Below are 26,355 nucleotides of genomic sequence, written 5' to 3'. Positions count from 1 at the left end.
GCTCAACTCGGCCTTGACCGGCCTAACCTGACGTTACGTCAGACAACAACTGATGCTTCTTCGCATCGATGTGACGATCTGTCAGTCGAATTGACGGATCGTCAGGTCGATTTTCCGATCGTGACCCATGCCACAGTAAATACTGCTCCATCCGGGTGGCGGGCCGGGCTGCCCGGTGCTGCGCCCGGCCCGCCGGGTGTCCCCGGACGGGTCGGGCGATCAGCGGAAGTGCGGCAGGTGCTCGCCGAGGAAGGCCTCCAGGCTGCGCGGGGAGCGCCCGGTCAGACGGGTGAAGGTGTCGTCCGGCACCTCCTTGCGGACCACCGCGAGCTGCTGGATCTCCACCACGTGGCCGGCCAGCCAGTCCGGCATCCCGGCCCGGCCGACCAGGTGGGCGTGCAGCTCGCCGGGAGCCAGGTCGAGGTAGCGGACCGGCCGGCCGAGCAGCTCGCCCAACAGTGCGGTGAGCTCCGGATAGCTGTAGGCCCGCCCGCCGGTGAGCGGGTAGGTGCCGCCGGCCAGCTCCGGGCGGGTCAGCACCTCCGCCGCGGCGTCGCCGATGTCCCGGACGTCCACGTAGTTGCACCGGGCCTGCCCCATCGCGCCGTGCACCACCCCGCCGGCGGCGATGCCGGGCGCCAGGAGCAGCAGCTTCTGCAGGAAGGCGTACGGCCGCAGGACGGTCGCGGTGACGCGCAGTGACCGCAGGTGCTCCTCGATCAGGTGGTGGCCCCGGGAGACGGCGACCGGGGAGTCCGGCTCGGCGGCGGGCGCGGACACCTTGACGATGTGCTCCACGCCGCAGTCGACGGCCGCCTCGATCGCGGCCAGCTCGTGCTGCACCTGGCGCGGGCCGTTGGCCATGGTGAGGAACAGCTGGTGCGCGCCCCGGAACGCCCGGCGCAGGGACGCCGGGTCGGCGGCGTCGGCCTGGAGGGTGGTGGTCCGGGCGAGCGTACGGTCGTCGAGCGCGGCGGCCAGTCGGGCGGGGTCGCGGCTGAGGGCGCGGGTCGGTGCGCCGAGGGCGGCCAGGCTGCGCAGGGTGGCGCCTCCGGTGGCGCCTGCGGCGCCCATGACGACGATCATGACGTCTGCCTTTCGGGTCGGGTCGTGGTGGGGAGTCGGTGCTGTGCCGCCCGGGTCGGCCGGCTGCCGCGCCAGCGCCAGGTGGTGATGGTCGCGGCGATCAGAGAGGAGACCGGCAGGTCGATCGGCAGCCGGCGCGGCCAGGGGCTGTCGGCGAGCGAGGGGAGGTGCGGGAGCCAGCGCGCGGCGGCCAGGCCGACGGCGAGGCCGAGGGCGGCGGCGAACAGGCCGGAGGCGGCGGCCGCGAGCGCCCGGGGTGTGCGGGGCGGGGTGGAACGGGCCGGTCGGCGGCGGAGCGCGGCGGCCACGAGGGCGGAGGTGCCGCCGATGGTGGTGAACGCGGCGACGGTCAGTTCCGGCTGCCGGGTGACGGCCCCGCCGATTCCGGCGCTGACGGCGGGCATCGCGTAGGAGGTCAGGACCTCCCGCCACAGGACGAAGGGCGGGGGTGCGCCGGGGGCCTTCTTGCTCACGGGAACTCCTCGGTGGATCCGGTGGGTGCGGTTTGTGTGGTTTGTGGCGTTGTGATTAGGCGCCTAAGTATTTGTGCTTAGGTTCCTAACTATCAGGGCGACGAGAAGGCGGGCCGCTCGGCGGCCCGCCGTCGGGCTCGGGTGGTGCTGCTGCCTCCGGGGCGGGGGTGGGTCAGTCCTCGGTGAGGGCGTCGATGCCCGCGACGATCCGGCCCAGCAGGTCCAGGAAGGTCGCGCGCTCCGCCACGGTGAGGCCGCTGACCAGCGACTGCATCCGGGCGAAGTGTTCGGGGGCCAGCTCGCGCAGCCGCTCGGCGCCGCGCGCGGTCAGGATCACCACGTTGCCGCGGCCGTCCTCGGTGGACGGCCGGCGGGCCACCAGTCCGTCCCGCTCCAGCCCGTCGACCAGGCCGGTCACGGTCGCCCGGGAGACCCCGAGGGTGGCGGCGAGCTGGGAGGGCGACTTCTCGCCGCCGTGGTCCTCCAGGTCCGCCAGCAGGCGGTACCGGCCGGTGGAGAGTCCGAAGCGCCCGAAGTGCACCTCCCCGGCCTGGCCGAGCCGCGCGCCTGCCGCCATCAGTCGGGCCGCGACCAGGATCGCCTGCGGATCGGCCGTGAGGCCGTAGCGGGCGATCTGGCGCCGGGCCTGGTCGATGCTGGGGGCGGCCGGACTGGCCTCGGGGTGCTGCGTCATGCAAGTAATATGGCGCCTAATCAGATCCTCGTCAAGCCGGACCGGCGGCTCCTGCCCGTGGGGCACGATTGGCGGCATCAACGTGATCCTCTACCACTGAGCCCGGTTCCAGCGCCCGGCTCAGGCGCGCCAGCCACTCCTGGGCCGTGCCCCGTACCTGCGGGTGGCGCGCTCGGAAGTCCGCCCACTCCTCGGGCCGCAGTGTCACCGCGTCCAGGCGCAGGGCATCCGCGGCCGCCGTGCCGCCGGGCCCGTGGCGGAACACCGCGCGCAGCAGTCGCGGGGACAGCTTGGCGTCCTGGGTCTCCGCGAGGAGGACGGCGTCGTAGAGGTCCTTGGCCCGCACCCCGGCCTCCGTGGCGCAGTCGGCGTGCAGCCACAGCAGTTTCCAGGCGAGCGACAGCTCACGGCTCGCGGTGCGTACGGCAGTCGGCGCGGTGCCGTCGGCGCGGGGGACCGCCGTCCACACGGGGGGCTCGGGGAGCCGCTCGTCGCGGGCGAAGTCCAGTGTCACCTCGCCCGGCGGGAGGCCTTCCGCGTGCCAGGGGATGACCAGGCGGATGCTCGGGGTGTCGTACTCCGCGTAGGTCCAGGTGCCGTCGTCCCGGGCGGCCGCCGGGTCGAGCACCAGGCCCGGGGCGACCGTCGGCCGCTCGCGCACCAGCTCGAGCAGGACGGCGTGGGGCGGGCGGGTCTCCGGCTCCGCTTCCAGGATCCAGTGCAGTCCCTCGGGCGGGAGCGCCGGCCGGCGGCCCCCGGCGTCGAAATCCTCGAACGTCCAGATCTCGTACCGGGCGGCGCCGTCGGCGGCCTCCGGCCACTGCTGCACGTCCGCCACCTCCGGCACGAACGGGTACGGGTGCCCGGGGTCGACGGGGAGCAGCAGGGGCTGGGGCACGATCCAGTCGAGGTCCGCCGGCTCCCGCGCATCGGCCCCCACCCAGGCCGGCATCACCATGCTTCCCCGCAGCACCAGTTCGTCCACCAGCGGGGACCCGGCCACGAGGGCGAGGAGGTGGTCGAGCACGGCCCGGTGCGCGCCGCGCCGTCGTTCGGCTTCCGGGGAGGAGGTCATCGGACGCACGGTCTCCCGTCGGTCTCGACGGCCGGTGCAGTCGGCCGTCTCGAACTCCCCCGCGAAATCCTTCACTTGTGGTGCCCCGCGCTTGCTCGTCGGTTCGCCGGCGGCCGACTGTACCGGCCGTCACTGACAGCCGGGCGTCGTCGTCGTCGCCGTCGCTGGCATCGCGGTGCGGCCGGCCGGGACCGCGGGGACGGGGGAGGCCTGCGGTCCCGGCCGTGGGAGGCACCGGCCGACGTGGGGGCGTGGCCGGTCTGCCCAGCAGCCCCGGCAAGGGGGTGGTGGGGCTGCTGTGATCCGGAATGCTAGACCGGCCCGAGGCCCGTGAACAGAGCCTTGACCTGCGATTTTTCGGCCGCGGACATGCCAGCGGACGGGGCGCCTCCGCAGCGGCCGGTCGCTCGGTGGGCGTGGGAGAGCGGACGTCAGAAGACGCAGGGGATGCCCCCGTCGGACTGGGCGTCGACGCCGGGGCCCTGCATCGGCAGGTTGGCGGCCGGGTCGTTCGCGGCGGGCGTCGGGGCGGCCGGCCGGTCGGAGGCGACGCCGTCGAAGGAGGTGCCGAGGGTGACCACGACGCGGCCGGCGCCGGTCGAGGCGGACTCGGTGGCGGTGACGCCGTAGCGGGCGGCGATCTGGTCGGCGGCTTCCTTGGCGCCCTTGCCGTAGGTCACCGTGGTGGTCTTCGACTTGGTGTGCGCCGGGCCGGTCGCACCCTCCTTGAAGCCCATGCCGACCAGGACCTTGGCCTCATTGGATGAGGAGACCCCGGCGGCCGAGGAGGCGTTGTACACGTCCACGGTGGCCGGGGTGACGGCGTGAGTGGCCGTCGGGGCCGGGGCCGGGGCCGGGGTGGCGGTCGGGCCGCCGCTCGGGGTGTCGGCGGGGGCGGGCGCGGGAGCCGCGGCGTCGGCGCCGCCGAACACCTGCTTGACCACCTTCTGGATCTTCGCCGGGGTGACGATGTTGACATCCTGCGGCGGGTCGCCCTTCTTGTCGGGCTTGTCGAAGGTCAGGGTGTTGAACTCGACGTTGCCGCCGGTCAGGGCCGGGGCCTGCTGGGCGAAGTCCAGGACGTTCCACTCGTTGTCGATCACCAGGTCCTTCTGCACCACGCCGAACAGCTTCTGCATCGCCCCGAGGTCGTTGATCACGCCCTGGTTCTTGAGCTTGTGCATCACCGAGGAGATGAAGGCCTGCTGGCGGTGGGTGCGGGCGAAGTCGTCGGAGTTGCCGTGGCCGTCGTCCAGGTTGTGGCGCTGGCGGACGAAGGACAGCGCGTCGGCGGCGTTGAGGTGGCTGACCCCGGCAGGGAGTTTGAGGCCGGTACCGCTGCCCTCGTGGGTGGCGGTCCGGGAGATGATCGGGTCGTCCACCGGGTGGGTCAGACAGACGTCGATCGGCTTGAGCGCGTCGGCGATGTCGTAGAAGCCCATCAGGTTGACCTCGGCGATGTGGTCCACCGGCTGGTCGACGAACCTCTGCACGGTGCGGATGGTGGCCGCGCGTCCGGCGTCCCGGCCCGCCTTCTCCAGGTCAGGACCCTTGAGCCCCTTGGCCTTCGGGCTCTTGTCGAACTTGTCCTTGGCGTTGCCGTAGGCTTCCTTGATCTTGGCCATGCCCATCTCGGTGCCGTTCCCGCTGTAGGTCATGACGTAGTCGTCGCGCGGGATGGAGACCGCCTGCACCTTGCCGCCGCCCGCCGGTATGTGCAGCAGGATCAGCGAGTTGGTGTTGTAGCCGCCGATCTCGGAGTCACGGCCGGCGTGCAGCTCGTTCTCGACGATCGACGGGTCGACGTCCGAACCGTCCATGTTCTTGCGGCTGTCCAGGCCGATCAGCAGCAGGTTGACCGAGTTGTCCAGGTGCTTCGGGGCGTCCTTCTTGGTCTCCGCGATCGCGTTGGAGGTGGTCATCCCGTCGGTCAACGAGGTGTACTCGTACCAGACCACTCCGCTGGCCGCGAACACCGCGAATCCGGCCGTGGACGCCACCACCCGGCCCGCGATCAGCAGTGGTGACCGCCGCCCGCTGGTCGGTCCTCCGTCCGCCGCCTCGTGCGTGACCTGTCCACCGCTGCGCCTCCGGCCCACTCCGCCCGCCCCGTCCTCGATCGACAACTCTCCTGCTCTCCCGAGGCGCTGAGAAGCCCTGCGCGTTACGCGGAGTGTCGTAGATCACGTGCGCCCGGCTCGGAGCGGTGTCGGAACGGTCGGAGCGGTTCTCGCGCCGGACGACGGGTGTGAGCCAGGGATCAGGCAGGCCGTCAGGAGGAGCGGCGGGAGGGGCGGTAGTTGGGCCTGCTCTGCAACACCCTCATCAGTTCCCCCAGTTCATAGGGGTGGAACACGCTCTTCGGGACGGCCACGGGGAGTTCGCGGCGGGCGTACAGGAACAGGTGGTCCCGGTCGTCCGCGATGCGGGTGAAGCGCGACCAGGCGAACGCCTGCCGGAAGCCCCCGGTGGTGAAGGCGCAGCCGCTGTCGGCGAAGGCGATGGTCAGCGGACCGGGGTTCTCCGCCTGGTGACGGGCGACCCGGAGCCTGGTGGCGTACGACTGCCAGAAGGCGAGCAGGGGCGCGACCACCACCAGCACCGAGCCGAGCACCGGCTGACCTCCTGTCGCCAGCAGGACGATCCCGCAGGCCAGGAGCACCGCGCAGCACGCCCGGACGAGCGCGAAGCGGCGCCGGTTCGCCCGCCGCACCCCGTGGTACGCCTGGTCGGCCGTCAGTTCGTAGGTGACCTGGATGCTCACGGCCCGCCCCCGGTGGTTCGTCCACTGCCCCGTCGTCCCGGCATCCTGCCAGGAGCGGCGGTGGGCGCCAAGTGGCCCGGAGGTGACGGCGGGTTCGGCGTGGATCCGTTACCCCGAGCTTCTCCGCGAGCTGTTCGGCTGGTCGTGCCGGGGCGGGTCCGCAGGATCTCCAGGGTGCGCGGGGCGCGGGCGGTGGGGCTCGTTCCGGTCGGCATGTCGGTCGGCGTGGGCAGCTGTCGGAGCATCAGGAAACAGATCGTCCGGAATCGCTCCTAGCATGGGAGCGCAGCCGACCGGGCAGGCCGCGTCCACCGCGCGACGCCTCCGGCCGTCTCCTCCTCTCCTTTCTCCACCCCGACAAGGAAGTGGGTCCCACCGTGGACATCCTGCTCATCGGCGGTTTGTGGCTGGACGCCAGTGCCTGGGACGCCGTGGTGCCAGCCCTGGAGGCGCTCGGGCACCGACCGCGGCCCGTGACCCTCCCGGGCCAGGGCGACGGACGCTCGTCCGCCACCCTCGACGAGCAGCTGGCGGCGGTCCTCGCCGCCGTCGACGCGGCGGCCGGGAAGCCCCTGCTCGTGGCGCACTCGGCCGCCTGCACCCTCGGCTGGCTGGCCGCCGACGCGCACCCGGACCGGCTCGCCAAGCTGGCACTGATCGGCGGCTTCCCGCACGAGGACGGCCGCCCGTACGCCGACTTCTTCGACATCCGGGACGGCGCCATGCCCTTCCCCGGCTGGGGCCCGTTCGCGGGAGCCGACAGCGCCGACCTCGATGACGACCTCCGGCGCCGGATCGCCACCGGGGCCGTCCCCGTCCCCGAACAGGTGGCCCGGGGCGTGGTCCGGCTGACGGACCGGCGCCGCTACGGGGTACCGGTCGTGGTGGTCTGCCCCGAGTTCACCCCGGAGCAGGCCCGCGGATGGATCGCCGCCGGCGAGGCCCCGGAACTCGCCCGGGCCGAGCACGTCGACTTCGTCGACATCGACTCCGGCCACTGGCCCATGTTCACCAGGCCGACCGAGCTCGCCCACCTCCTCCACGCTGCGGCGACCGGGGGCTGACCGGGCCGGGCTCCGGCCGCGGGGGTGTCGTGGTCAGGACGGCTGGTGCGGCCGGCGGGTGCTGGGCAGGAGCCAGCCGGTGGCGGTGTGCGCGGGCTGGTCCGGGGGCACGGCGCGCGGAGTGCCGCGGTAGCTCAGGTACATGCCGGTCAGAGCAGTCACCTTGGCGCGCAGGAGCCAGGGGTCGAAGGGCTTGACGATGAAGTCGACCGCCCCGGCGTCGTAGCCGCGCAGGGTGTTCTCCGGATCGGCGCCGATCGCGGTGACGAAGATGATCGGGATGTCGCGGGTCTGCGCGCGGCTCTTGATCTGGGCCGCGGTCGCGTAGCCGTCCATGCCCGGCATCTGCACGTCCAGGACGATGACGGCGATGTCGTTGTGCTGGAGCAGCGCCTTCAGGGCGTCCGGACCGGAGGCGACGGCCAGGACGTCCCAGTCGGCGGCCGCGAGGACGGCCTCCAGGGCCACCAGGTTCGCGGGCTGGTCGTCGACCACCAGGACCCTGGGCCTGCCGGTGCCGGTGCCGGTGCCGGTCGGGGTGGGGGCGGGGGCGGGCGCCTCGATGCCCAGCGGGTCCTCGCCGGCCTGCTGCTCGGCGACGACCAACTGGCGCTCCAGCAGCTCACAGCGCGCCTCGGCGGCGAGCTGACGCCGGAGCGCCTCCCCCAACTCGTTCTCCAGCCGCGCGACTTCCTTCTCCAGGTGCTGCTTCTCCAGGAGCAGGTCCGCGTGGTCGCCGCTGTACAGGGCGATCTCGTCCGCGCGGGCGCGCTCTCGCGCCCAGTCGCTCTCCAACTGGTTGAGGCGCAGCTCCAGATCGGCGATGCGGTGGTTCTTGTCGAGCAGGGCGTCGCCCAGGACGTCGCTGTGGGCGGCCGAGCGCCGCGACAGCCGGTCGGCCTCGGCCAGTTGGAACTGCAGCTGCTGCACGGCGTGGCCCACCGAGGCGCTGGTCTCCTGCGCGGCCGTGTGCAGGGAGCGGAGGAGCTCGATCGTCTCCGGGGTGGCGACGCTGCCCCGGTCGGCGCCCACGTCGGTGAGCAGGTCCTGGACGAACTGCCAGGACGGGATCCGCTGCCCGGACAGGTAGCGGGAGAGCGCCCCCGGGCTCAGATGCCGGCGCGAGCTGTAGCGGCGCACCGACACCGCGGGCCACAGCCCGGCGAACAGGCTGCGCAGGGCCTCGGCGAAGGCACGGCACTCCTCGTTCAGGTCGGGGCTCAGCGGCTGCAGGTTCCCCACCCGGTCACCCCCCGGTGTCCTACGGCCTCCACGACGGCACCATCCTTGCAGTATCTGGCGTTGCAGTAGCTGGCGTTGCGGTATCGGGCCTTGCGGTATCGGGTCGGTTGCGGCCCGGGACCCGGAGAGCCCGGGCCGCGCACGCATCAGGAAGCGGACTCGTTCTCCGCCGGCTCCTGCTCCGGACCGGCGACGAGCCGGTCGACGAACGGCACAGCGACGCCGAAGGCCCCGGCACCGTACAGGACGCACTGCGCCGCGTGCACGCCCCCGGCGGCGGCCAGGACGCCCGCGCCTATTCCCGTGAGCACGCCGATCAGCAGCACCAGAGTCGCCCTGGTCGACAGCAGCGCACGCCGCACCGTGAACCTCCTCGATCCGTGGCGGCCTCCGCCGACCACGACCTGTCCGCCAGCCGGACCGGTCTGACGGTGCGTCACAGCATGGCCAGTCCGGCCACCGTTGCGCCCCCGTTTCCGGGGCGGCAACACCAATCGGCAACACCGCGCGGTGTTCGGGCCCGGGGTGGTGGCCGGTCCCGCTGTGCCAGCGTCCGTCCGTTTCCCCCGGCGTCCCGTTCCACCGTTCCAGGGGTGTTCCGTTCCCGCTGGTCAGAGCCCTGTTCTCCGTTCCACCGTCCCCATCGGGGCGCCGGGTGTGGTGGCCGGGACGGACCGTTGCGCAAGCTTCGGTCAGCCGGTCGACGAACCGTTCGACCGCATGCCGAAAGGGGCCCGAGCACATGTCCGTCCGTACCTCCCGCACCCGTCTGGCCACCGTTGCCGCGAGCGTCGTGCTCGCCGCCTTCTCGGTCACCGCGTGCACCGACAACGGGGACACCGGGGACATCGCGTCGACGAGCGGTCCGACGCTGCGGCCCACTGTGCCCGCCTCGCCGACGTCCGTCGCCCCGGTCGGCACCACCGGCAAGCCTCCGGTCGCCGGGCCCGCACCGGGTAGCGCCAAGCCCAGCCCGAACGTCCCCGCGTCGAAGTCGGCCGCCGGGCAGGCCCCGGAGGCGGCCAAGCCGGTCACCTGCACGGGCGCCGACACCAGGACGACCGCCGCCCCGTTGAACCGCCCCGTGAACCACATGCTGCTCACGGTCACCAACACCGGCCCCGGCACCTGCTACCTCCACGGCTACCCGGCCGTCCGGTTCGGCGAGGCCCAGTCCGTGCCCCCGGTGATCACCGACTCGAAGCCGCAGGCCGTCGTCACGCTCAAGCCCGGCGAGTCCGGCTACGCCTCCGTGAACCTGTCCTCCACCGACGGCACCGACAACACCAACGGCTACACGGCGAACTCCCTGGAGGTCTACTTCCACGGCCCGTCCGGCAACGAGAGCGTCGGCGCGGCCGCCCACCCCTCGCTGCCCGCGAAGGGCGTGTACGTGGACGACTCCCTCAAGGTCACCTACTGGCAGCAGTCGATGGACGACGCCGTCTCCTGGTGACCCGGGCACCACCCACCGACGAGAGAACGTCGAAGAGCGCGACGAGAAGACCGACGAGAAGACCGACGAGAAGACCGACGAGAGAACGACGAGAGAACGACGAGAGAAACGGACAAACCCGCCATGCACAGCACGCCCCGCAGGATCGCCCGCCTCCTGGCCGTCTACGTCGGCGCGGCCCTCCAGATCCTCGTCCTCGGCGCCCCGGACGACCCGGAGCTCTCCCGCAGGGCCGGCCTCACCCGGCGCTGACGCCTCCTGCCGTGGGACACGGCAGCGAAAACGGGACCGCCCGGTCGCGTCGACTCGGCTGAGTCGGCGACCGGGCGGTCCCGGGGTGCGAAGGCGCGGGGCCCGAGGTCAGACGGTGACCCCGTCGGTTCGCTCCGCCTCGTCGGCGGCCTGCTCGGCGGCGGGCTGCTCGGCGGTGGCGGGGGTGTTCTCCTTGGGGGCGGGGAGCACGGCCATGATCACGCCGGAGATCACGATGGTCGCTGCCCAGGCGAGCCCGTACTTGCCGACCGGGGTGTCGGAGAGCGGGCCGGCGAACCAGTCGCACTTGGTGAAGGCGAGGCCGATCAGCAGCGCGAGCACCCAGGACACCATCGCCTGCCAGCAGAAGCCGCCCACGTACCAGTAGCGGCTGTTGCGGGTGGTGTCCATCAGCGCGGCGGCGTCGTAGCGCACCGCACGCGACCGGCGACGGAACATGTCCACCGCGTAGACGCCGATCCAGGCCGAGAAGGACACCGCGAGCAGGATCAGGAAGGTGATGAAGGAACCCAGGAAGCTCTTGGCGACCAGCATCAGCAGCAGGCCGCCGACCAGCGAGATCACGGCGTTGATGCTGACGGCCATGGCGCGCGGCAGCTTGACGCCCATGGTCTGCGCGGTGAAGCCGGCCGAGTACATGGAGAGGCTGTTGATCAGCAGCATGCCCACGATCGCGGTCAGCAGGTAGGGCACGGCCAGCCAGGTCGGGAGCAGGTCACCGAGGAAGGAGACCGGGTCCGCGGCCTGCGCCAGACCGGGCGAGGCCACCGCCATCACGGCGCCCATCAGCACCATCGGGACCATGACCAGGCCGGCGCCGGAGACCGTCACGCCGACGATCTTCTTGCCGGAGGCGGCGTGCGGCAGGTAGCGGGCGAAGTCCGGGCCGGTGGGGACCCAGCTGATGCCGCCGGCGGCGATGGTCCCGATGCCGGCGATCATCATCGCGGTGGTGCCCGCGGGCTTGGAGAAGACCTCGCTCCAGTGCATGGTCGCGATCAGGTAGCCCAGCACCAGGACGCTGAAGATGCCGAAGAGGTACGTCGACCAGGTGTTGCAGACGTTCAGCGCCTTGCGGCCCATGCCGGACACCAGGAAGGTGCAGGCGACGAAGGCGAAGAGCGTGATCACGATCAGCGCGGTGTTGCTCTTGATGCCGAAGAGCAGGTCGAGCACCGTCAGCACGGCGTAGGCACCGGTGACGGCGTTGATCGTCTCCCAGCCGAACCGCGCGATCCAGAGGATCGCGCCCGGGAAGAGGTTCCCGCGCACCCCGAAGGTGGCCCGGGAGAGGGTCGCGCCCGGCGCCCCGCCCCACTTGCCGGAGACCGACAGCACGCCGACCATGCCGAACGAGGCGAGTGCGGCGCACGCGGCGACGATCAGGACCTGCCAGAAGTTCAGCTGGTTGAACACCACCAGGGCCGCGCCCATGGTGAGCAGCAGCACGCTGATGTTCGCCGCGACCCAGGTCGGGAAGAGCTCGCGGACTCTGCCCCCGCGCTCGTGGTCGGGGACGGGTTCGATACCGCGGGTCTCTATCGCGCCGTCGGTGTCGACGGTGGACAGGTTGTCCATGAGGGTGGCTCCGGGCGTGTGAAGCGGGAGTAAATCGGGCAAGTGGAACATTTATGGAACTCTTCGCGCGTAGCGCGGGAGTTGAGTCATCCTACTTTGTTCCGGATGCAGCTCGATTGCCCCGTCTCCGCTGCTCCTCCCTACCCCGCCCTGCCTCCACCGCCGACTACCGACTACCGACTACCGGCGACCGACTGCCGACTGCCGACTGCCGACTGCCGGCCGCGCAGCCGTCAGGCCGCGGTGGCGGGGGCGATCCGGGGTGCGGTCCAGTCGGCGTGCTTGAGGACGGTCCGCATCATCGCGCCGGGCGGGGTGAGCCGGATCGCCGCGTTGCGCAGGCCGACCGCGAGCGGGTTGGCGAGCTGCTGGCCCATCCGGCCGGCCCGGCGGGCGTCGCGGGCCACGGCCTGGCTGCGCGGGCGGCGGACCGCGTCGTAGCGGGCGAGCGCGCCCGCCACGGTCGGGCTCCCGGCGATCGCCGCGGCGAGGGTCACCGCGTCCTCCAGGGCCTGGCAGGCGCCCTGGCCGAGGTGGGGCGTCATGGCGTGCGCCGCGTCGCCGAGCAGTGCCACCCGGCCCGAGACGTACGAGGGCAGCGGGGTGACCAGCGCATTGACGTCGTGGTGCAGGACCGCCTCCGGGCTGGTGGCCGCCAGCAGCGCGGGGATCGGGTCGTGCCAGCGGGCGAAGCGGCGGCGGACCTCGGTCAGCGGCTCCCGGTAGCGGACCCCGGCCGGGGCGTTGATCACGGCGTGCCACTCGGCCCGGCCGTCCGGGAAGGCGATGTGGCCGAACTCGGCGCCGTGGCCCCAGGTCAGCTCGAAGTCGGCGGTCAGCCCCTCGACCGGGCGCTCGGTGATCGCCCGCAGCACCGTCGAGCCGCTGTATGCCGGGCCGGGGTGAGCAGGGAAGAGGCGTCGCCGGATCCGGCTGTGGATGCCGTCGGCCGCCACCACGAGGTCGGCGGTGAGGGTCGTGTCGCCGTGGCTCACCCGGATCCGGTCGGGATCGGAGGTGTCCAGGTCGGTCACCTCCGAGCCGATCACCAGGGCCTCGGCGGGCAGGGCCTCGCGCAGGATCCGGTGGAGGTCCGCCCGGGGGATGCCGATGATCGGCGCGCCCAGCTCGCGTTCCAGTGCCGCGCCGTCCATCGCGGCGAGCCGGCGGCCGTCCGGCGTGCTGGTGCCGCCGGTGTACTGCCGCCGCGATGCCGCCTCGATCGCCTCGGCCACGCCGAGCGCGGCGAGCGCCCGCATCCCGTTGGCCGCCAGCGAGATGCCGGCTCCGGCGTCGTCCAGGACGGCGGCCCGCTCGATCACGGTCACGTCCCATCCCGCCAGCCGGAGTCCGATCGCGGCCGCCAGTCCGCCGATCCCGCCCCCGACCACCACCGCGCTGTTGCTGCTGCTCATGACCGGCCCTTCCCCTGCTGCTGCGCTGTCTTCTACAGCTGTAGAAGGAGCGTACTACGGGCTTGCGGGAGACGGCGGAGGGGAGGGGCAGCGGTGGCGGGGCCGGGCGGCCGGATGCGCGAGTCGGGGCGCCGTCCCGGTAGAAAGGGGGGATGCGGCGAGATCGGGACCAGGGGCAGGATCAGGGCGGTACGGGCGGTTCGGGCAGTACGCGTGCTCCGGCCGGCGTGGGGGGTGCGGGGGATGTGGGGGGCGCGCCCGGCGCAGCGAGGCCGGACCGGCGGACCGTGCTGGCGGACGCGGCGATCGGCGTGCTCGCGGACGCGGGCGTGCGGGGGCTGACCCACCGGGCGGTGGACGCGGCGGCCGGCTTGCCGGTCGGCACCACCTCGGCCTACCTGCGGACCAGGCAGGCGCTGCTGACCGCGCTGGTGCGACGGCTGGTCGAGTTGGACCAGGGGGAGTTGCAGACCCTGGGGGAGCGGGCGGCGATCCGCTCGGCGGACGAACTGGTGCAGAACATCGGTGAGTTGATGCAGCGTCGGCTGACCGGAGAGGGGCGGCGGCGCTCGCTCGCCCGGTACGCCTGCGCGGTGGAGAGCGTGCGCGACCCCGAGCTACGGGAGATCCTCGTGCCGCGGGAGAACGCGGGCCGGGCCGTGGTCCGGACCTTCCTCGCCGAGCAGGGCGTCGCCGACCCGGACGGGCGGACCGCCACGCTGCTGGCCTGCATCGACGGACTGGTCTTCGACCGCCTGGTCGGCGGGGGCGAGACCGGGTCCGACGAGCTCCAGGGCCTGGTGGCGGCTGCCCTGCGCGGGGCGGCGGTCGGTTTCTGAACGTGAAGCCTGCTGGACTCGAATGCGTGCTGCTGGTCAGCGCCGTGGCGCGATAACCGGTTGCACCACGGTGGGTTTCCTCGCCACGGTTGCCCGGTGACTACACCAGATCTCGGACGGGTCGAGCGCATCGGCAACACGGTGCACCGGCCGACCGGACCGTGGACCCCGGCGGTCCACGGCCTGCTCCACCACCTGGAGGCCGTCGGCTACGAGTACGCGCCCCGCGTGCTCGGCTTCGACGATCAGGGCCGCGAGGTACTGACCTGGATCGGCGGCGAATCCGGTCCGGACGGTTGGGCCAAGGTCGTCAACGACCAAGGCCTGATCATCTTCGCCCACCTCCTGCGCGACTACCACGACGCCGTGGCCGGATACCGGCCTCCGGACACCACACGCTGGTCCACCACCACCGCCGGGCCCGTCGACGATGAAGTGATCTGTCACGGCGACTTCGGGCCTTGGAACACCGTGTGGAGCGGTACCCAGCCGGTCGGCATCATCGACTGGGACCACGCGCGGCCGGCGCCACGGCTGCACGACGTGGCGTACGCGCTCGAGTACGCGGCGCCGTTCCGCGACGACGACATGTGCACCCGGTGGCTGCGCTACCCGCAGCCGCCCGACCGGCGTCACCGCCTCGAGGTGTTCGCCGCCGCCTACGGCCTCACCGACACGGCGGGCCTGGTCGATGCCGTGCTCACCGTCCAGGAGCGCGGTATCGGTGCTGTCCGGCGCCTGGCCGAGGAGGGTCACGAGCCCCAGGCGACCTGGGTCGCCGAGGGGTACCTGGACGAGCTCCGGGCCCGCGTCGCATGGAGCCGCGCCAATCGGCACCTGATCGACTGACCAGGTTGAACTCGCTTGGCCGGTGGCCGGGTTGGGGCGGGCTGGCCAGTAGGGCGTACTCCCTACCAGACACCTCCCTTCCCGGCTTCCAGTTCGGCGGCGTAGCCGGCCAGCAGGATGCGCAGCGTGCGGTGGAAGCGCTGTTCGGAGTCCAGCCCCTCGCCGGTGGCGAAGGCCCGGGCGAGGTGGGGGTAGGTGGTCCCGTCCAGGGCGGAGAACTGCGCGGGCTGGGGTTCGGTGCCCTCGTGGTGGGGGGTCTCGCCGACCTCGCTCAGGGTGTGGCCGAGGACAACCTGTCGCAGCCGATCGCCGAATAGCGCGATCGACCCCCGGGCCGTGGGTGATGCCGGACGCCCACGGCCCGGCCGACAGACGCCGATCCTCCTCCGGTTGGTATGAACCACCGTCAGGTCAATCAACCGTCAAGTTGGTTCATTCACAGAATGTTCCGGGCGAGTGCGACATGAAGTCCGGAACAATTCCGCCGCCACGAGGTCTTCACACGGAGATCTCTGCCTGACAGGCTGGGGCCGCCCTTTCAGTACGGAGGAGGTTCCTTGTCCCGCATATCCACGTTGGCCGGAGCGGTCACCTGCGCGCTCGCCCTTGTCACCGGAACCGCCGTGGCCGCGTCGGCCGCGCCATTCGACCAGGCCCCCGGTGCGGCGGCCGCCGAAGCGAAGGTCGACCCCGTCGACTGGAAGCCTTGTAACCCCGACCCGAGCAAGCCGGACCCGGGCGGCTTCGACTGTGCCGTCTACCCCGTGCCGCTGGACTACGACAACCCGTCGGGCGAGAAGGTCGGCATCGCCATGATGCGGCACCGCGCGAGCGACCCGTCGAAGCGGATCGGCTCGCTGTTCCTCAACCCGGGCGGCCCCGGCGGCAGCGGCTACATGTGGGCGACCACCACCCGCTTCGGCGCCGAGGTGCAGTCCAAGTTCGACCTGGTCGGCTTCGACCCCCGCGGTGTGGCCCGGAGCAACCCGCTCAAGTGCTTCAAGACCCAGGAAGCGGCCGACGCGGTCAACAACCGCATGGTGGGCGTGCCCGTCACCAAGGCCGAGATCGACGACACCCTGGACGCCGACCAGGACTACACCGATGCCTGCAGCCAGAATGCCGGCCCGCTGATCGAGCACATGTCGACCATCAACGTGGTCCGCGACCTCGACCGGATGCGCCGCGCCGTCGGCGACTCCCAGCTCACCTTCGCCGGGTTCTCCTACGGCACCCTGATCGGTTCGACGTACGCCGCCATGTACCCGAACAAGGTGCGCGCGATCATCGTCGACGGCAACGTCGACCCCAACCTGCGCCTGCACAACGGCCTGGAGTACGACCGCCAGCGGGCGGGCGGCTTCGAGATCGCCCTGGACGAGTTCCTGAAGCGCTGCCAGGCCGCCGGTGCCCCGCGCTGCGCCTTCGGTGACGGTGACACCCGCGCCAAGTTCGACGAGCTCCGCGACCACCTGCGGACCAGCCCGATCACGCTGTCGAACGGCTCCAAGGTGACGCTGAGCAGCTTCACCAGCGAGGTGGCCAGCGCGCTGTACTCGCAGGCCAAGCTGGCTCCGCTGGCGAAGTCGATGCAGGCCACCTACCAGGTGATGCAGAAGCCGGCCGCGGCCGCCCTGCTGGCGCCGAAGGCGACCGTCGCGGACGACGAGGCCAACCAGCTCACGGTGAACGTCCCGCGGGCGCTGCGCGAGGCCCCGGCCGACTCCGAGTACGCCGGTGACGACTCCTACATGGGCGTCAACTGCCAGGACAAGCCGTACCCGTCGAACGACCGGGTGTTCGCCAACGTCGCCCGTGCGTGGGAGAAGGAGTCGCCGACCTTCGGCCGCTACCAGGCCTTCGACGCCCCGGCGTGCGCGAGCTGGCCGGCGCCGGCCCGGGACGCCGAGCGGTTCAGCGGCCCCTGGAACAAGAAGACGTCCAACACCGTGATGGTGGTCGGCAACCTCTACGACCCGGCCACCCAGTACAAGTTCGCCCAGCGGATGCAGCAGGAGCTGGGCAACGCCGTGCTGGTCAGCGTCGACGCCATCGAGCACTGCGCCGTCGGTCGCAGCAAGGCGCTGAACGCGCTGGTGACCCGCTACCTGGTGGACGGCACCGCGCCGCAGCCGGGCCAGCTGCTCAAGCCGGACGCCGAGATCTTCCCGGCGGCCTGAGGGATCTCCCCTCGAACGACCGGCCGTTGAGGCCGGGGCTGTGGTGGTCGACGCTTGCGTCGGCCACCACAGTCGTGTGCGGCGGCCGAGGCCCCGGAGTGCGTGGAGAACTCGGAGAGCGCGGTAGAAGATCGTCATCGAACCTCCCGGTGGAGCGGATTCCTGTGAGTTGTGGTGGACCGTAGTCGATGCCACTGACAATCGCCATCCGATTTGGCTCTGCGACAGTTCGTCGAGGGGGCACTAGAAATGACGTACAGTCACATTAATTCGTAAATGAATTCACAAAGCCGAATGCGGCTGTTAGCGTGCCGCTCGCCATACTCTCTCGAGCCTGAGAAAGTGGGGGAAGGGCATGCGAAACGAATTCTCCGACCGGACGATCCTGCCGGGCGATCCCCGTTACCGGACGCTGAGCCAGGGTTTCAACCAGCGCTGGCACAGCAGCCCGGCGTACATCCGGCTGGTGGCGGACGAGGCCGATGCGGTGGCCGAGTTGAACCGGGCGCTGGACGGCGGGCTGCGGCCGACCGTGCGCGGCGGCGGGCACTGCTACGAGGGCTTCGTCGACAACGACCGGGGCGTGATCCTCGACCTCAGCACCATGCGCGGGGTGGCCGCCTCGACCGACAAGTTCGGTCGGCGCACGTACTGCGTCGAGGGCGGCGCCACCAACTGGGACGTCTACACCACGCTGTTCCGAGAGCACGCCGTCACCCTGCCCGCCGGCTCCTGCTACTCGGTCGGCGCGGGCGGGCACATCTGCGGCGGCGGGTTCGGGGTGCTGTCCCGCCGGCACGGCCTCACGGTGGACCACCTCGTCCAGGTCGACGTGGTCACCGTCCGGGGCGGCCGTGCCGCGGTGACCAGCGCGCACCGCGAGGACGCGAGCGGCTCACCCGAGCAGGACCTCTTCTGGGCCCACACCGGCGGTGGCGGCGGGAACTTCGGGGTGGTGCTGCGCTACCACTTCGCGCCCGACGTGCCGCAGCCGCCACCGCGGGTCTGGATCAGCAGTATCGCCTGGCCCTGGGCCGAACTGATCGACCGGCCCAGCGACTTCGAGGCCCTGCTGACCAACTTCGGCGCCTTCCTGGCCGAGCACAGCGGGCCGTGCGAGCCGGTCTACAACGGGCTGTTCGCGATCCTCAAGCTGACCCACCAATCCAACGGGAACGTCGTGCTGTTCAGCCAGTGGGACGGCGACGACCCGGCGCCGCTGGACGCCTTCACGGCTGCCGTCGAGCGGGGGGTGGTGACCCGCTCGACGGCCCAGACCCACAGCGTCGCCGGGCTGTTCCTGCCCTACCCGGAGAAGCGGCGCCAACTGCCCTGGTTCCAGGCCACCATGACGCTCAACCCCTCGGGTGACAACCTGCGCGGCAAGTACAAGTCCGCCTACCACCGGGAGCCGTTCGACCGGGCTCGGATCGCCACCCTCTGGGACTGGCTGACGCGGGACGTGCGGGGGGTGGACCTCACCAGGACCTTGGTGCAGATCGACTCCTACGGCTGCCGGATCAACGCCCGCGGGCCTGAGGAGACCGCCGTGGCGCAGCGGGACTCGATCATGAAGCTGCAGTACCAGACCTATTGGACCGACCCGGCGGAGGACTCCGACCACCTGGCCTATCTGAGAGGGCTCTACCAGGAGGTCTACCGGGAGACGGGCGGAGTCCCGGAGATCGACACCGTGACGGACGGCGCCTACGTCAACTACCCGGACGTCGACCTGGGTACGGCGGACGAGCCCGACCCGGCCTACCCGAGGCTCTACTACAAGGAGAACTACCGACGGCTGCAACGAACGAAGGCCTACTGGGACGGAGAGGAGGTGTTCCACCATGCCCAGTCGATCCGGCCGGCCCTCGCCTGAGCCGCGACGCCCGGTGCGCTGAGCCCGGTGGGTTGAGCCGGTGCGTTGAGCTCAGGGCACTGAGCCCCGAGCGGCAGGCTGCACCCGGCCCGCAGCCCGCCGCCCGCCGGCGCTACGCCGCCTGCTCCGCCCCCTCCTCGACGATCCGTCCGTCGTGGAGCTCGATCACCCGGTCGGCGAGGCCCATCAACGTCGGGTCGTGGGTGGCGACCAGGACGGTGACGCCCTCGCTGCGGACCACGGCGCGCAGCAGCTCCATGATCGAGCGGCCGGTCTCCGAGTCCAGCTGGCCGGTGGGCTCGTCGGCGATGATCAGGCCGGGGTCGTTGGCCAGCGCGCGGGCGATCGCGACGCGCTGCTGCTGGCCGCCGGAGAGCTCGCCGGGCCGCTGGTTGGCGTGGTCGGCGAGGCCGACCAGGGCCAGCAGGGTGTGCGCGCGCTCCTCGCGCTCGGCCGGCGGGACCTTGCGCAGCCGCATCGGCACGCCGACGTTCTCGGCGGCGGTGAGCATCGGGATCAGTCCGAAGGACTGGAAGACGAAGCCGATCCGCTCCCGCCGCAGGGCGAGCCGGCCGTCCTCGTCCAGACCGCCGAGGTCGATGCCGTCCAGCGCGATGCTGCCACCGGTCGGCGCGTCCAGGCCGCCGACCAGGTTGAGCAGGGTGGTCTTGCCGGAGCCGGAACGGCCCTTGAGCGCGGTGAGTTCACCGCGCTCGATCGAGAAACTGATGCCGCGCAGCGCGTGGACGGTCCGCTCGCCGCTGCCGAAGCTGCGCCGCAGATCGGACACGGCCACCATCGGGCCGGTGGTCGTCAGGGCGGTGTCGGCGGCCTGGTCTTGCGTCATGCGGCGTCCCCCTGGGGCGGTGACTACCCGGTTCTGTTCGGGTCAACGGATGAGGTGGTTACGCGGGTTCAGCATCCCGAGCAGAGAATTCGCAAAAGAGAAGTTCCCTGGTCAGAAGGAGGTCGATGAACCCGAGGTGATGAAGTGTGCATGGCATTTTGGAGGCTCGTCCCCGGTGGGGATGCCACCAATACGAGGAATTTGCTCATTGGTTACTTGATTCGCGCAAGTCCCTTCCGTTCCCGGATCGAATCTGACAGCATCGTCCGCTATCCGGCGACCGAATGCCGGTGATCACTGCGCCGGTACGTCCGTGGGGTGTTCGTCCGTGACCGATGAGGGTCCGGATCGGATCGACGGGTGGGGCCGGAACGCGACCGGGGATGCGACCGGGGGAGGAACTTGATGCTCGGCTTCGTCGTGCGCAGACTGCGCGGGCGACTGCCGCTGGCTGCTGCCGTCCTGCTGACGGTACTGATCACCACAGCGGTGCTGACCGCTTTGGTGACCTTCAACAGCGGTGTCGACCAGGCCGGCCTGCGGCAGGCGCTCCAGGGTCCGGGCCACGCCCGGACCACGGTGGTGGTGACCGCGGAACACGGCCTCGACCAGCGGCAGAAGGACGAGGAGGCACTCTCCTCCTACCGGCAGAAGCTCTTCGGCGACCTGCCCGTGCGCACCGACAGCCTGCTGCGCAGCCGCTCCTACGGCCTGCCCGGCGGCGACGCCGCGGCGGCCGGGAGCGCCGCGACCGCCGGCTCGCCGGGAGGTGCCCCGGCCGGTGCCCCGGCGGGCGGTCAGTCCAGCACGGCCAACGCGGATCTGACGGTCCTCGCCGATCTCGACCGCGCCCGGGTGAGCCTGGTCGCCGGTGCCTGGCCGGGCGCCGCCACCGGGCCCGTCAAGTCCGCCGTCCCGCAGGTCGCTGTCCCGCAGACCATGCTGACCCGGCTCGGCCTCACCGCCCAGGCGCTGCCCGCGGACGTCCGGCTCACCGACCGGCTCGACAGCACGCCGCTGACCGTCCGGGTCACCGGCACCTACCGGGCGGTCGACCCGTTCGCCGGGTACTGGCGCATCGACCCGGTCGGCGGCCATGAGATCGAGATCCGTAGCTTCACCACCTACGGCCCGATGATGGTCGACCAGAGCGCCTTCACGACCGGCGGCCTGCCGCAGAGCAGCCGCGGTTGGCTGCTCGACGCCGACTTCGCGGGCGTCGACCAGTCCACGGCCGAGGCCATCGGCGACCGGTCCCAGCGCCTGGGCGACGACCTGCGGAAGACCGCCGGCCTCACCACCACCACCGAATTCCCTGGCTTGGTCAACGAGTTGTCGGCCAGTCTGATGGTCGCCCGGTCCACCCTGCTGATCGGGGCCCTCCAGCTCGCCGTGCTCGCCGCGGCGGCCCTGCTGCTGGTCGTCCGGCTGATCTCGACCCGCCAGGAGCGGGAGAACGAGCTGCTCGCCGCCCGCGGTGCCTCCGGCGCCCGGCTCGGCGGCTTCACCGCCCTGGAGTCGGTGCTGCTGGCCCTCCCGGCCGCGGTGTTCGCGCCCCTGCTCACGCCGTTCCTGGTCCGCGTCCTGGCCGGCCTCGGCCGGTCCCACCAGGTCGCCCTGGACACCCAACTGCGCTGGACGCTCTGGCCGGTGGCCGTGCTCTGCGCCCTCCTCTGCATCCTGCTGGCCACCGTGCCCAGCCTGCTGCGCGGCGCCGGCGCCGCCCTGCGCCGCCGGGCCGGCCGCCGCCAGGCGATGGTCTCCGGCATCGCCCGCAACGGCGGGGACCTCGCGGTGCTCGCCCTGGCCGTGCTCGCCTACCAGCAACTCGACCAGTACGGCGGCGGGTTGTCCGCCGACTCGGCCGGCCGGCTCGGCGTCGACCCGCTGCTGGTCGCCACCCCCACCCTGGCCCTGTGCGCGGGAACCCTGGTGGTGCTGCGGCTGCTGCCCCTGGTCGCCCGGCTGGGCGCCCGGGTCGCCGCCCGGGGCAGCGGCCTCGGGCCGGCCATGGTCGGCTGGCAGTTGGCCCGTCAGCCCGCCCGGGCCACCGGGCCGGTGCTGCTGCTGGTGATGGCCGTGGCCACCGGGGTGCTCGCGCTCGGCCAGCACGCCACCTGGACCGCCTCCCAGTACGACCAGGCCTCCTTCAACACGGCCGGCGGGCTGCGCATCTCGGCCTCGCACACCGCGCCGATGGGCCAGGGCGGCCACTACGGCACGCTGCCCGGCGGCGACCGGCTGATCCCGGTGGACCGCGAGGACCAGGCGCTCTCGAACGGCACCGGGCAGATGCTCGCGGTGGACACCGCCGCCCTCGTCGACCGCGTCCCGTTCCGCGACGACCTGCTCGGCGGGTCCGACCGGGCGAAGGCGTTCGGCACCCTCGCCCAGCCGGCGCCGACCGGCGCGAAGGCCGGCGTCACGCTGCCCGGCCGCCCGCTGCGGGTCGACGCCGACCTGGCCGTCCGGCAGGTGTTCGGCAGCGGCGCCCCCAATGCGCCGGTCCCGTCCCCGCCGGAGGTGACGCTGCTGCTCCGGGACCGCTTCGGCTACGTCCACAAGGCCCCGTTCGCCGATGTCCCGGCCGGCGGTGAGCAGCGCGCCTCGGCCCCGCTGAGCACGCTGGTCGGCGCCCCGGTGGGCTCCGTCGCCGCGCCGCTGACCCTGGTCGGGGCGACCGTCTCCTTCGGCGACCGGATCACGGGCGAGGTGACCGTCGGCCGGCTGGCCGTGTCGGACAGCGTGGACGGCCCCGCCGCCGACGTCCCGGTGCCGGCCGGCCTCTCCTGGAAGGGCGACGTGTTCGACGGACCGGCACTCAAGCCCGGGGCCGCGCCGCCGGTCACCGTACGGCCCGAACCGGCCGACGCCGGGCGGCTGTTCACCATCGACTACGTCCCGTCGAAGGTCCCCCTGCGGGCCGTCCTCGGCATCGCCGGAGCGGAGGCGCCGAGCGCCCTGACCGGCGTCGCCACCCAGGACTACCTGAAGCTCGTCGGCGCGTCGGTCGGCGACGTCGTCCGGGTGCCGTTCGCCGGAGCCGTCGTCCAGGTCAAGATCACCGGAGCGGTCCAGGCCGTGCCGGCGACCGGGCGCAGCGCACTGGTCGTCGACCTGGCGACCACCGCGCGGCTGCTGGCCGCCCAGGGCCGCGTCCTGCCCACCCGCACCGAGTGGTGGCTGCCCGCCACGGGGCCGGGCGACCGCGCTCCGGCCGAGCTGGCCGCCGCCCTGCGGGCCGCCCCGGGCTCCCAGGACGTCCAGCTCTACGACGAGGTCTCCGCAGGAATGCTCAGCGACCCGGTGGGCGCCGCCCCGCAGAACGCGCTGATGGCCATCGCGCTCGTCACCGCCCTGCTCGCCGCGATCGGCTTCGTCGCCGCCGTGGCCGGCTCCGCCCACGAGCGCGCCCGGGACTCCGCGCTGCTGCTCGCCCTGGGCGCACCCCGCAAGCAGGTGACCCGCACCGTCGCCGTCGAACAGGCGCTGCTGGTCGGACTCGGGGGGACGGTCGGGCTCGCCCTCGGCGCCCTCCTCGTCCACCTGATCGTCCCGTTCGTCGTCCTGACGCCCGCGGCCCACCGGCCGATGCCGGAGGCGCTGATCGAGCTGCCCCTCGGTCAGGCCCTGCTGTTCGCGGCCGCGATCGCCGTCGCCCCGCTGCTGTCGGCCTTCCTCATCGGACGCCGCCGTCGGGACGTGGCCAACCGGCTGCGCCACGTGGAGGAGATGTGACCACCCAGGCCGGCACCCGCGTGCCCACCCCCGACACCGCCCACCGCCCCGCGAGCTGGGTCCGCACCAGGCTGCGGGCGAGCCCGCTGGCCGCGCTGCTGATGGCGGCCCTCGCCTTCGTCACGGTCTTCCTGGCGGCGGCCTTCCCCCGCATCGCGGACCGGGGCGCTGACGCGGCGCTCCAGGACTACGTCAGCCAGAAGGGCCTCAACCAGGGCAGCCTGCAGACCACTTCCAAGGTCCTCGACGACGACGACGCGGGCAAGCTCGACCGGGTGCAGCAGACCGTGGCCGAGGCGATCGGACGGCAGCTGCCGCTGGCCCGCTCGGGCCAGGCCTACGGCGCCCGCGCCCTGGGCGACCGCAATATGGGCAATCCGGAGTACGCCCGGTTCTCCGAGCACGTCACCGACCCGGTCCTCGGCCTGCTCTACCTGCACGACCTGGCCGCCCGGGCCACCCTCACCGACGGCACCTGGCCGAGGCCCGCTGCCGTCGGCGCTCCGCTGCCGATCGTGATCAGCAAGAAGGCCGCCGAGACCATCCACATCAAGCTCGGTGACGTCATCGACAACGGCGTCGAGGGTTCGGGCGCCAAGCGGACCACCGTGGTGGTCGGCCTCTACCAGGTCAACGACCCCCAGGACCCGTTCTGGGACGACCTCGGTTGCCCGGCCCGCGCCTGCCTGAGGACCGACCCGGGGTTCGAGCACTGGATGACCAGCGGATTCGTCGACGGTGCCAGCCTGCCCGCGATGGCCCACTGGGGGTCGAACGCCGAGATCTTCTGGCGGCTGCCCGTCGACACCGCCGCGCTGCACGCCGACCGGATCGACCGCACCCGCGGCATCCTCAGCTCCTTCCTGACCGGGCGCGACGCCACGGCCCTGGCCAACGCGACCGGGCGCGCCGACCTGCACACCAGCTCCGGCCTGCCCGACATCCTCACCAAGGCGGACGAGCGCTACCAGGCCTCGCTGCCGCTCAGCACGATCGGCCCGGCCGGCGTCGCGGGCGTCGCCACCGTGGTGCTGTTCCTGGCCGCCGCCCTCAGCACCGACCGGCGCACCGCCGAGATCAGGCTGCTCCAGGCCCGCGGCGGTTCCCTCACCGGGGTGCTGCGACGGCTGGTCGGCGAGGGCGCGGTCACCGTCCTGCCGGCCGCCGTGCTCGGAACGGCCCTCGCCCTGGTGCTGCTGCCCACCCCCCGCTGGGACCGCTCGGTGCTGGCGGCCCTGGCCGCGACCCTGATCGCGCTGCTGGCCTTCCCGGCCCGCGCGGCCCTGCTGTGGGCACGCCGACGGGCGGCCGGGGGCGGCCGACGCCGACTGGTCGGTGAACTCGCCGTCCTGGCGGTGACCGTCGCGGCCGTGGCGGAGGTCCGCCGCCGGGGCGTCGGCACCGGCTCCGGGCTGGATCCGCTGCTGGTCGCCGCCCCGCTCCTGCTCGCCGTCACCGGCGGGCTGCTGCTGGCCCGGATCGAACCGGTGGCGGTCGGCTGGCTGGCCGCCCTCGCCGGACGGGGGCGCGGACTGATCGGCTTCCTCGGCCTGGCCCGGGCCGCCCGCGACAGCTCGGGCCGCCGCAAGCCCTCCGCGCTGCCGCTGCTCGCCCTGCTGATCGCCGTCACCACGACCGGCTTCGGCGCCACCGTGCTCGACACCGTCGACCACGTGCGGACCCGCGCCGCGCGCATCGCCACCGGCGGGGACATCGGCGTCTCCCTCCCGGGCTACGCCGCCCTGACCGATTCGTTCACCAAGGCCGCCGGCGAGCTGCCCGGCGTCCGGGCCTCGACCGCGGTCTGGGTCGAACCCAGGGCCCGCATCCTCGGTGCCGACCAGACCTACTTCGAGGCCTACCTGGTGGAGGTGGTCGATCCGGCGGCGTACGCCGAGATCGCCCGGACCCTCGGGGCGGGCGAGTTCGATCCCGCGAAGCTGGCCGGGACGCCCGGCGGCCCGGACACCCCGGTGCCCGCGCTGGTCAGCCGCGACCTGGGCAAGCGCCTGGCCGAAGGGTCGTCCCAGGTGCGCACGCCCAACGGCAACGACCTGCGCCTCACCGTCGCCGCGACCGTCGGCGCCACCCCCGCGCTGCCGGATCCGGGCAAGCCGTTCGTCGTCGTCCCCGCCGGCCCCGCCTGGGACCGCGTGCCGGACGCCCGGCGGGTGAACCAGTGGTTCGCCGTCGGCGACGTCGACCCCGAAGGGGTCAGGGCGGTGCTGCGGAACAACGGCGGGGCCCAGCCGGTCGGCATGGCCAAGCTGATCGCGGAGGACGCCGCGGCCGTCGGCAAGGCCACCCACGGGCTGCCCGCCGGATACACGGTGCACAGCAGCCGGGAGACCCTCGTCGCGCTCGGCGACGACCCGCTGCAGCACGCCGCCGGGCAGCTGTTCTGGTACGCGGCCGCGGCCGGGGCCGGGTACGCCCTGCTCGCCGTGCTGCTGACGCTGTTCCGGGCCGCGCCCGACCGCACGGCCCTGCTCGCCCGGCTGCGCACCATGGGCCTGCGGCCCCGTCAGGGGCTGGCGCTGATCGTCACCGAGGCGCTGCCGCAGACCCTCGCGGCGGCCGTCGGCGGCGGCCTGGTCGCGGTTGCGGCGGTCGCCCTGCTGGGCGGTGCCTTCGACATCTCGACCCTGGTCGGCGCCAAGGTCGGGGAGGTCATCACCCCCGTGCTGATGCCGGTGCTGCTGCCCACCGCGGGCCTGGCCCTGCTGGTCGGCCTCGGGGTGGTGGTGGAGACGCTGGTCGCCGGCCGGCGCCAGATCGCCACCGAGTTGCGGGCGGGGGAGCAGGCGTGACAGCGGGACCAGCGGCACGGGCCGCGACAGTGGAGAACACCGGGAGCCGGCCGCGCGTCGGTACCAGCCGGAGCAGCCGGACCGTCCGGATCAGCC

21 protein-coding genes are annotated in these 26,355 nt (G+C 72.6%); 9 read left to right on the top strand and 12 right to left on the bottom strand.

Annotated features, from left to right (window positions below):
* Window positions 1–219: 219 nt before the first annotated feature.
* From ACFVXG_RS03245 to ACFVXG_RS03220, 6 genes are all read right to left on the bottom strand, one after another.
* Window positions 220–1,086, bottom strand: coding sequence for an NmrA family NAD(P)-binding protein (locus ACFVXG_RS03245; protein ID WP_387923760.1), 867 nt, complete (start codon window positions 1,084–1,086; stop codon window positions 220–222).
* Window positions 1,083–1,559, bottom strand: coding sequence for a hypothetical protein (locus ACFVXG_RS03240; RefSeq protein WP_387923758.1), 477 nt, complete (start codon window positions 1,557–1,559; stop codon window positions 1,083–1,085). The genes ACFVXG_RS03245 and ACFVXG_RS03240 overlap by 4 nt, the downstream gene beginning before the upstream one ends.
* 172 nt (window positions 1,560–1,731) lie before the next feature.
* Complete coding sequence (locus ACFVXG_RS03235; RefSeq protein WP_387923757.1) at window positions 1,732–2,253, bottom strand: MarR family winged helix-turn-helix transcriptional regulator; 522 nt, start codon at window positions 2,251–2,253, stop codon at window positions 1,732–1,734.
* A 31-nt stretch (window positions 2,254–2,284) separates the two neighbouring features.
* On the bottom strand, window positions 2,285–3,328 hold the full coding sequence (locus ACFVXG_RS03230; protein ID WP_387923755.1) for a nucleotidyl transferase AbiEii/AbiGii toxin family protein: 1,044 nt from the start codon (window positions 3,326–3,328) through the stop codon (window positions 2,285–2,287).
* A 431-nt stretch (window positions 3,329–3,759) separates the two neighbouring features.
* Window positions 3,760–5,454, bottom strand: a complete 1,695-nt coding sequence (locus tag ACFVXG_RS03225; protein WP_387923753.1) for an LCP family protein — start codon at window positions 5,452–5,454, stop codon at window positions 3,760–3,762.
* Between the two features lie 146 nt (window positions 5,455–5,600).
* On the bottom strand, window positions 5,601–6,092 hold the full coding sequence (locus ACFVXG_RS03220; RefSeq protein ID WP_387923752.1) for a YcxB family protein: 492 nt from the start codon (window positions 6,090–6,092) through the stop codon (window positions 5,601–5,603).
* Window positions 6,093–6,469: 377 nt separating this feature from the next.
* On the opposite strand from ACFVXG_RS03220, the gene ACFVXG_RS03215 reads away from it, so the two are divergent.
* Window positions 6,470–7,156, top strand: a complete 687-nt coding sequence (locus ACFVXG_RS03215) for an alpha/beta fold hydrolase (RefSeq protein WP_387923750.1) — start codon at window positions 6,470–6,472, stop codon at window positions 7,154–7,156.
* Window positions 7,157–7,189: 33 nt separating this feature from the next.
* Here ACFVXG_RS03215 and ACFVXG_RS03210 read toward each other — a convergent pair whose 3' ends face one another.
* Together ACFVXG_RS03210 and ACFVXG_RS03205 are read right to left on the bottom strand one after the other, a co-directional pair.
* Window positions 7,190–8,398, bottom strand: coding sequence for a response regulator (locus ACFVXG_RS03210; protein WP_387923748.1), 1,209 nt, complete (start codon window positions 8,396–8,398; stop codon window positions 7,190–7,192).
* Window positions 8,399–8,544: 146 nt separating this feature from the next.
* Window positions 8,545–8,760 carry a hypothetical protein gene (locus ACFVXG_RS03205; RefSeq protein WP_387923746.1) on the bottom strand — a complete coding sequence of 72 codons (216 nt, stop codon included), beginning with the start codon at window positions 8,758–8,760 and terminating at the stop codon, window positions 8,545–8,547.
* Between the two features lie 380 nt (window positions 8,761–9,140).
* Between ACFVXG_RS03205 and ACFVXG_RS03200 the strand changes: the two genes are divergently transcribed.
* Together ACFVXG_RS03200 and ACFVXG_RS03195 are read left to right on the top strand one after the other, a co-directional pair.
* The gene (locus ACFVXG_RS03200) at window positions 9,141–9,854 is read left to right on the top strand and encodes a DUF4232 domain-containing protein (RefSeq protein ID WP_387923744.1); all 714 of its coding nucleotides are present in this window, start codon (window positions 9,141–9,143) and stop codon (window positions 9,852–9,854) included.
* Between the two features lie 123 nt (window positions 9,855–9,977).
* Window positions 9,978–10,106, top strand: coding sequence for a hypothetical protein (locus tag ACFVXG_RS03195; protein WP_387923742.1), 129 nt, complete (start codon window positions 9,978–9,980; stop codon window positions 10,104–10,106).
* Between the two features lie 108 nt (window positions 10,107–10,214).
* Here the strand turns inward: ACFVXG_RS03195 and ACFVXG_RS03190 are convergent, their stop codons facing one another.
* The gene (locus tag ACFVXG_RS03190) at window positions 10,215–11,705 is read right to left on the bottom strand and encodes a purine-cytosine permease family protein (RefSeq protein ID WP_387923740.1); all 1,491 of its coding nucleotides are present in this window, start codon (window positions 11,703–11,705) and stop codon (window positions 10,215–10,217) included.
* A gap of 233 nt (window positions 11,706–11,938) precedes the next feature.
* Window positions 11,939–13,120: an FAD-dependent monooxygenase gene (locus ACFVXG_RS03185; protein WP_387923738.1), complete on the bottom strand. Its 1,182-nt coding sequence runs from the start codon at window positions 13,118–13,120 to the stop codon at window positions 11,939–11,941.
* Window positions 13,121–13,407: 287 nt separating this feature from the next.
* Between ACFVXG_RS03185 and ACFVXG_RS03180 the strand changes: the two genes are divergently transcribed.
* Window positions 13,408–13,959: a TetR/AcrR family transcriptional regulator gene (locus ACFVXG_RS03180; RefSeq protein WP_387923736.1), complete on the top strand. Its 552-nt coding sequence runs from the start codon at window positions 13,408–13,410 to the stop codon at window positions 13,957–13,959.
* 96 nt (window positions 13,960–14,055) lie between these two features.
* Window positions 14,056–14,808 carry an aminoglycoside phosphotransferase family protein gene (locus ACFVXG_RS03175; RefSeq protein WP_387923734.1) on the top strand — a complete coding sequence of 251 codons (753 nt, stop codon included), beginning with the start codon at window positions 14,056–14,058 and terminating at the stop codon, window positions 14,806–14,808.
* A gap of 62 nt (window positions 14,809–14,870) precedes the next feature.
* On the opposite strand, the gene ACFVXG_RS03170 is transcribed toward ACFVXG_RS03175, so the two are convergent.
* Window positions 14,871–15,212, bottom strand: coding sequence for a TetR/AcrR family transcriptional regulator C-terminal domain-containing protein (locus tag ACFVXG_RS03170; RefSeq protein ID WP_387923732.1), 342 nt, complete (start codon window positions 15,210–15,212; stop codon window positions 14,871–14,873).
* A gap of 153 nt (window positions 15,213–15,365) precedes the next feature.
* Here ACFVXG_RS03170 and ACFVXG_RS03165 point away from each other — a divergent pair, with 153 nt between their 5' ends.
* Together ACFVXG_RS03165 and ACFVXG_RS03160 are read left to right on the top strand one after the other, a co-directional pair.
* Window positions 15,366–16,988, top strand: coding sequence for an alpha/beta hydrolase (locus ACFVXG_RS03165; protein WP_387923730.1), 1,623 nt, complete (start codon window positions 15,366–15,368; stop codon window positions 16,986–16,988).
* A 355-nt stretch (window positions 16,989–17,343) separates the two neighbouring features.
* Entirely contained in the window at window positions 17,344–18,864 is a 1,521-nt protein-coding gene (locus ACFVXG_RS03160; RefSeq protein ID WP_387923728.1) for an FAD-binding oxidoreductase, read from the top strand.
* 112 nt (window positions 18,865–18,976) lie between these two features.
* Here ACFVXG_RS03160 and ACFVXG_RS03155 read toward each other — a convergent pair whose 3' ends face one another.
* On the bottom strand, window positions 18,977–19,711 hold the full coding sequence (locus ACFVXG_RS03155; RefSeq protein ID WP_387923726.1) for an ABC transporter ATP-binding protein: 735 nt from the start codon (window positions 19,709–19,711) through the stop codon (window positions 18,977–18,979).
* A gap of 405 nt (window positions 19,712–20,116) precedes the next feature.
* Between ACFVXG_RS03155 and ACFVXG_RS03150 the strand changes: the two genes are divergently transcribed.
* Together ACFVXG_RS03150 and ACFVXG_RS03145 are read left to right on the top strand one after the other, a co-directional pair.
* The gene (locus ACFVXG_RS03150; protein WP_387923724.1) at window positions 20,117–23,449 is read left to right on the top strand and encodes an FtsX-like permease family protein; all 3,333 of its coding nucleotides are present in this window, start codon (window positions 20,117–20,119) and stop codon (window positions 23,447–23,449) included.
* Window positions 23,446–26,259 (top strand): hypothetical protein, encoded by a 2,814-nt coding sequence (locus tag ACFVXG_RS03145; protein WP_387923723.1) that lies wholly within the window; start codon window positions 23,446–23,448, stop codon window positions 26,257–26,259. Before ACFVXG_RS03150 ends, ACFVXG_RS03145 begins: the two co-directional genes overlap by 4 nt.
* Window positions 26,260–26,355: the final 96 nt, after the last annotated feature.

It is taken from the genome of Kitasatospora sp. NPDC058162 (genome assembly GCF_042884005.1).
Classification (GTDB): Bacteria; Actinomycetota; Actinomycetes; order Streptomycetales; family Streptomycetaceae; genus Kitasatospora.
Note: the sequence above shows the minus strand (reverse complement) of the source record. Positions and strands in the feature narration are given on the sequence as shown.

Coding starts and splice junctions, on each gene's coding strand:
- ACFVXG_RS03245 (WP_387923760.1), bottom strand. CDS start 1,086: ATGATCGTCGTCATGGGCGCCGCAGGCGCCACCGGAGGCGCCACCCTG.
- ACFVXG_RS03235 (WP_387923757.1), bottom strand. CDS start 2,253: ATGACGCAGCACCCCGAGGCCAGTCCGGCCGCCCCCAGCATCGACCAG.
- ACFVXG_RS03230 (WP_387923755.1), bottom strand. CDS start 3,328: ATGACCTCCTCCCCGGAAGCCGAACGACGGCGCGGCGCGCACCGGGCC.
- ACFVXG_RS03200 (WP_387923744.1), top strand. CDS start 9,141: ATGTCCGTCCGTACCTCCCGCACCCGTCTGGCCACCGTTGCCGCGAGC.
- ACFVXG_RS03195 (WP_387923742.1), top strand. CDS start 9,978: ATGCACAGCACGCCCCGCAGGATCGCCCGCCTCCTGGCCGTCTACGTC.
- ACFVXG_RS03190 (WP_387923740.1), bottom strand. CDS start 11,705: ATGGACAACCTGTCCACCGTCGACACCGACGGCGCGATAGAGACCCGC.
- ACFVXG_RS03185 (WP_387923738.1), bottom strand. CDS start 13,120: ATGAGCAGCAGCAACAGCGCGGTGGTGGTCGGGGGCGGGATCGGCGGA.
- ACFVXG_RS03160 (WP_387923728.1), top strand. CDS start 17,344: ATGCGAAACGAATTCTCCGACCGGACGATCCTGCCGGGCGATCCCCGT.
- ACFVXG_RS03155 (WP_387923726.1), bottom strand. CDS start 19,711: ATGACGCAAGACCAGGCCGCCGACACCGCCCTGACGACCACCGGCCCG.
- ACFVXG_RS03150 (WP_387923724.1), top strand. CDS start 20,117: ATGCTCGGCTTCGTCGTGCGCAGACTGCGCGGGCGACTGCCGCTGGCT.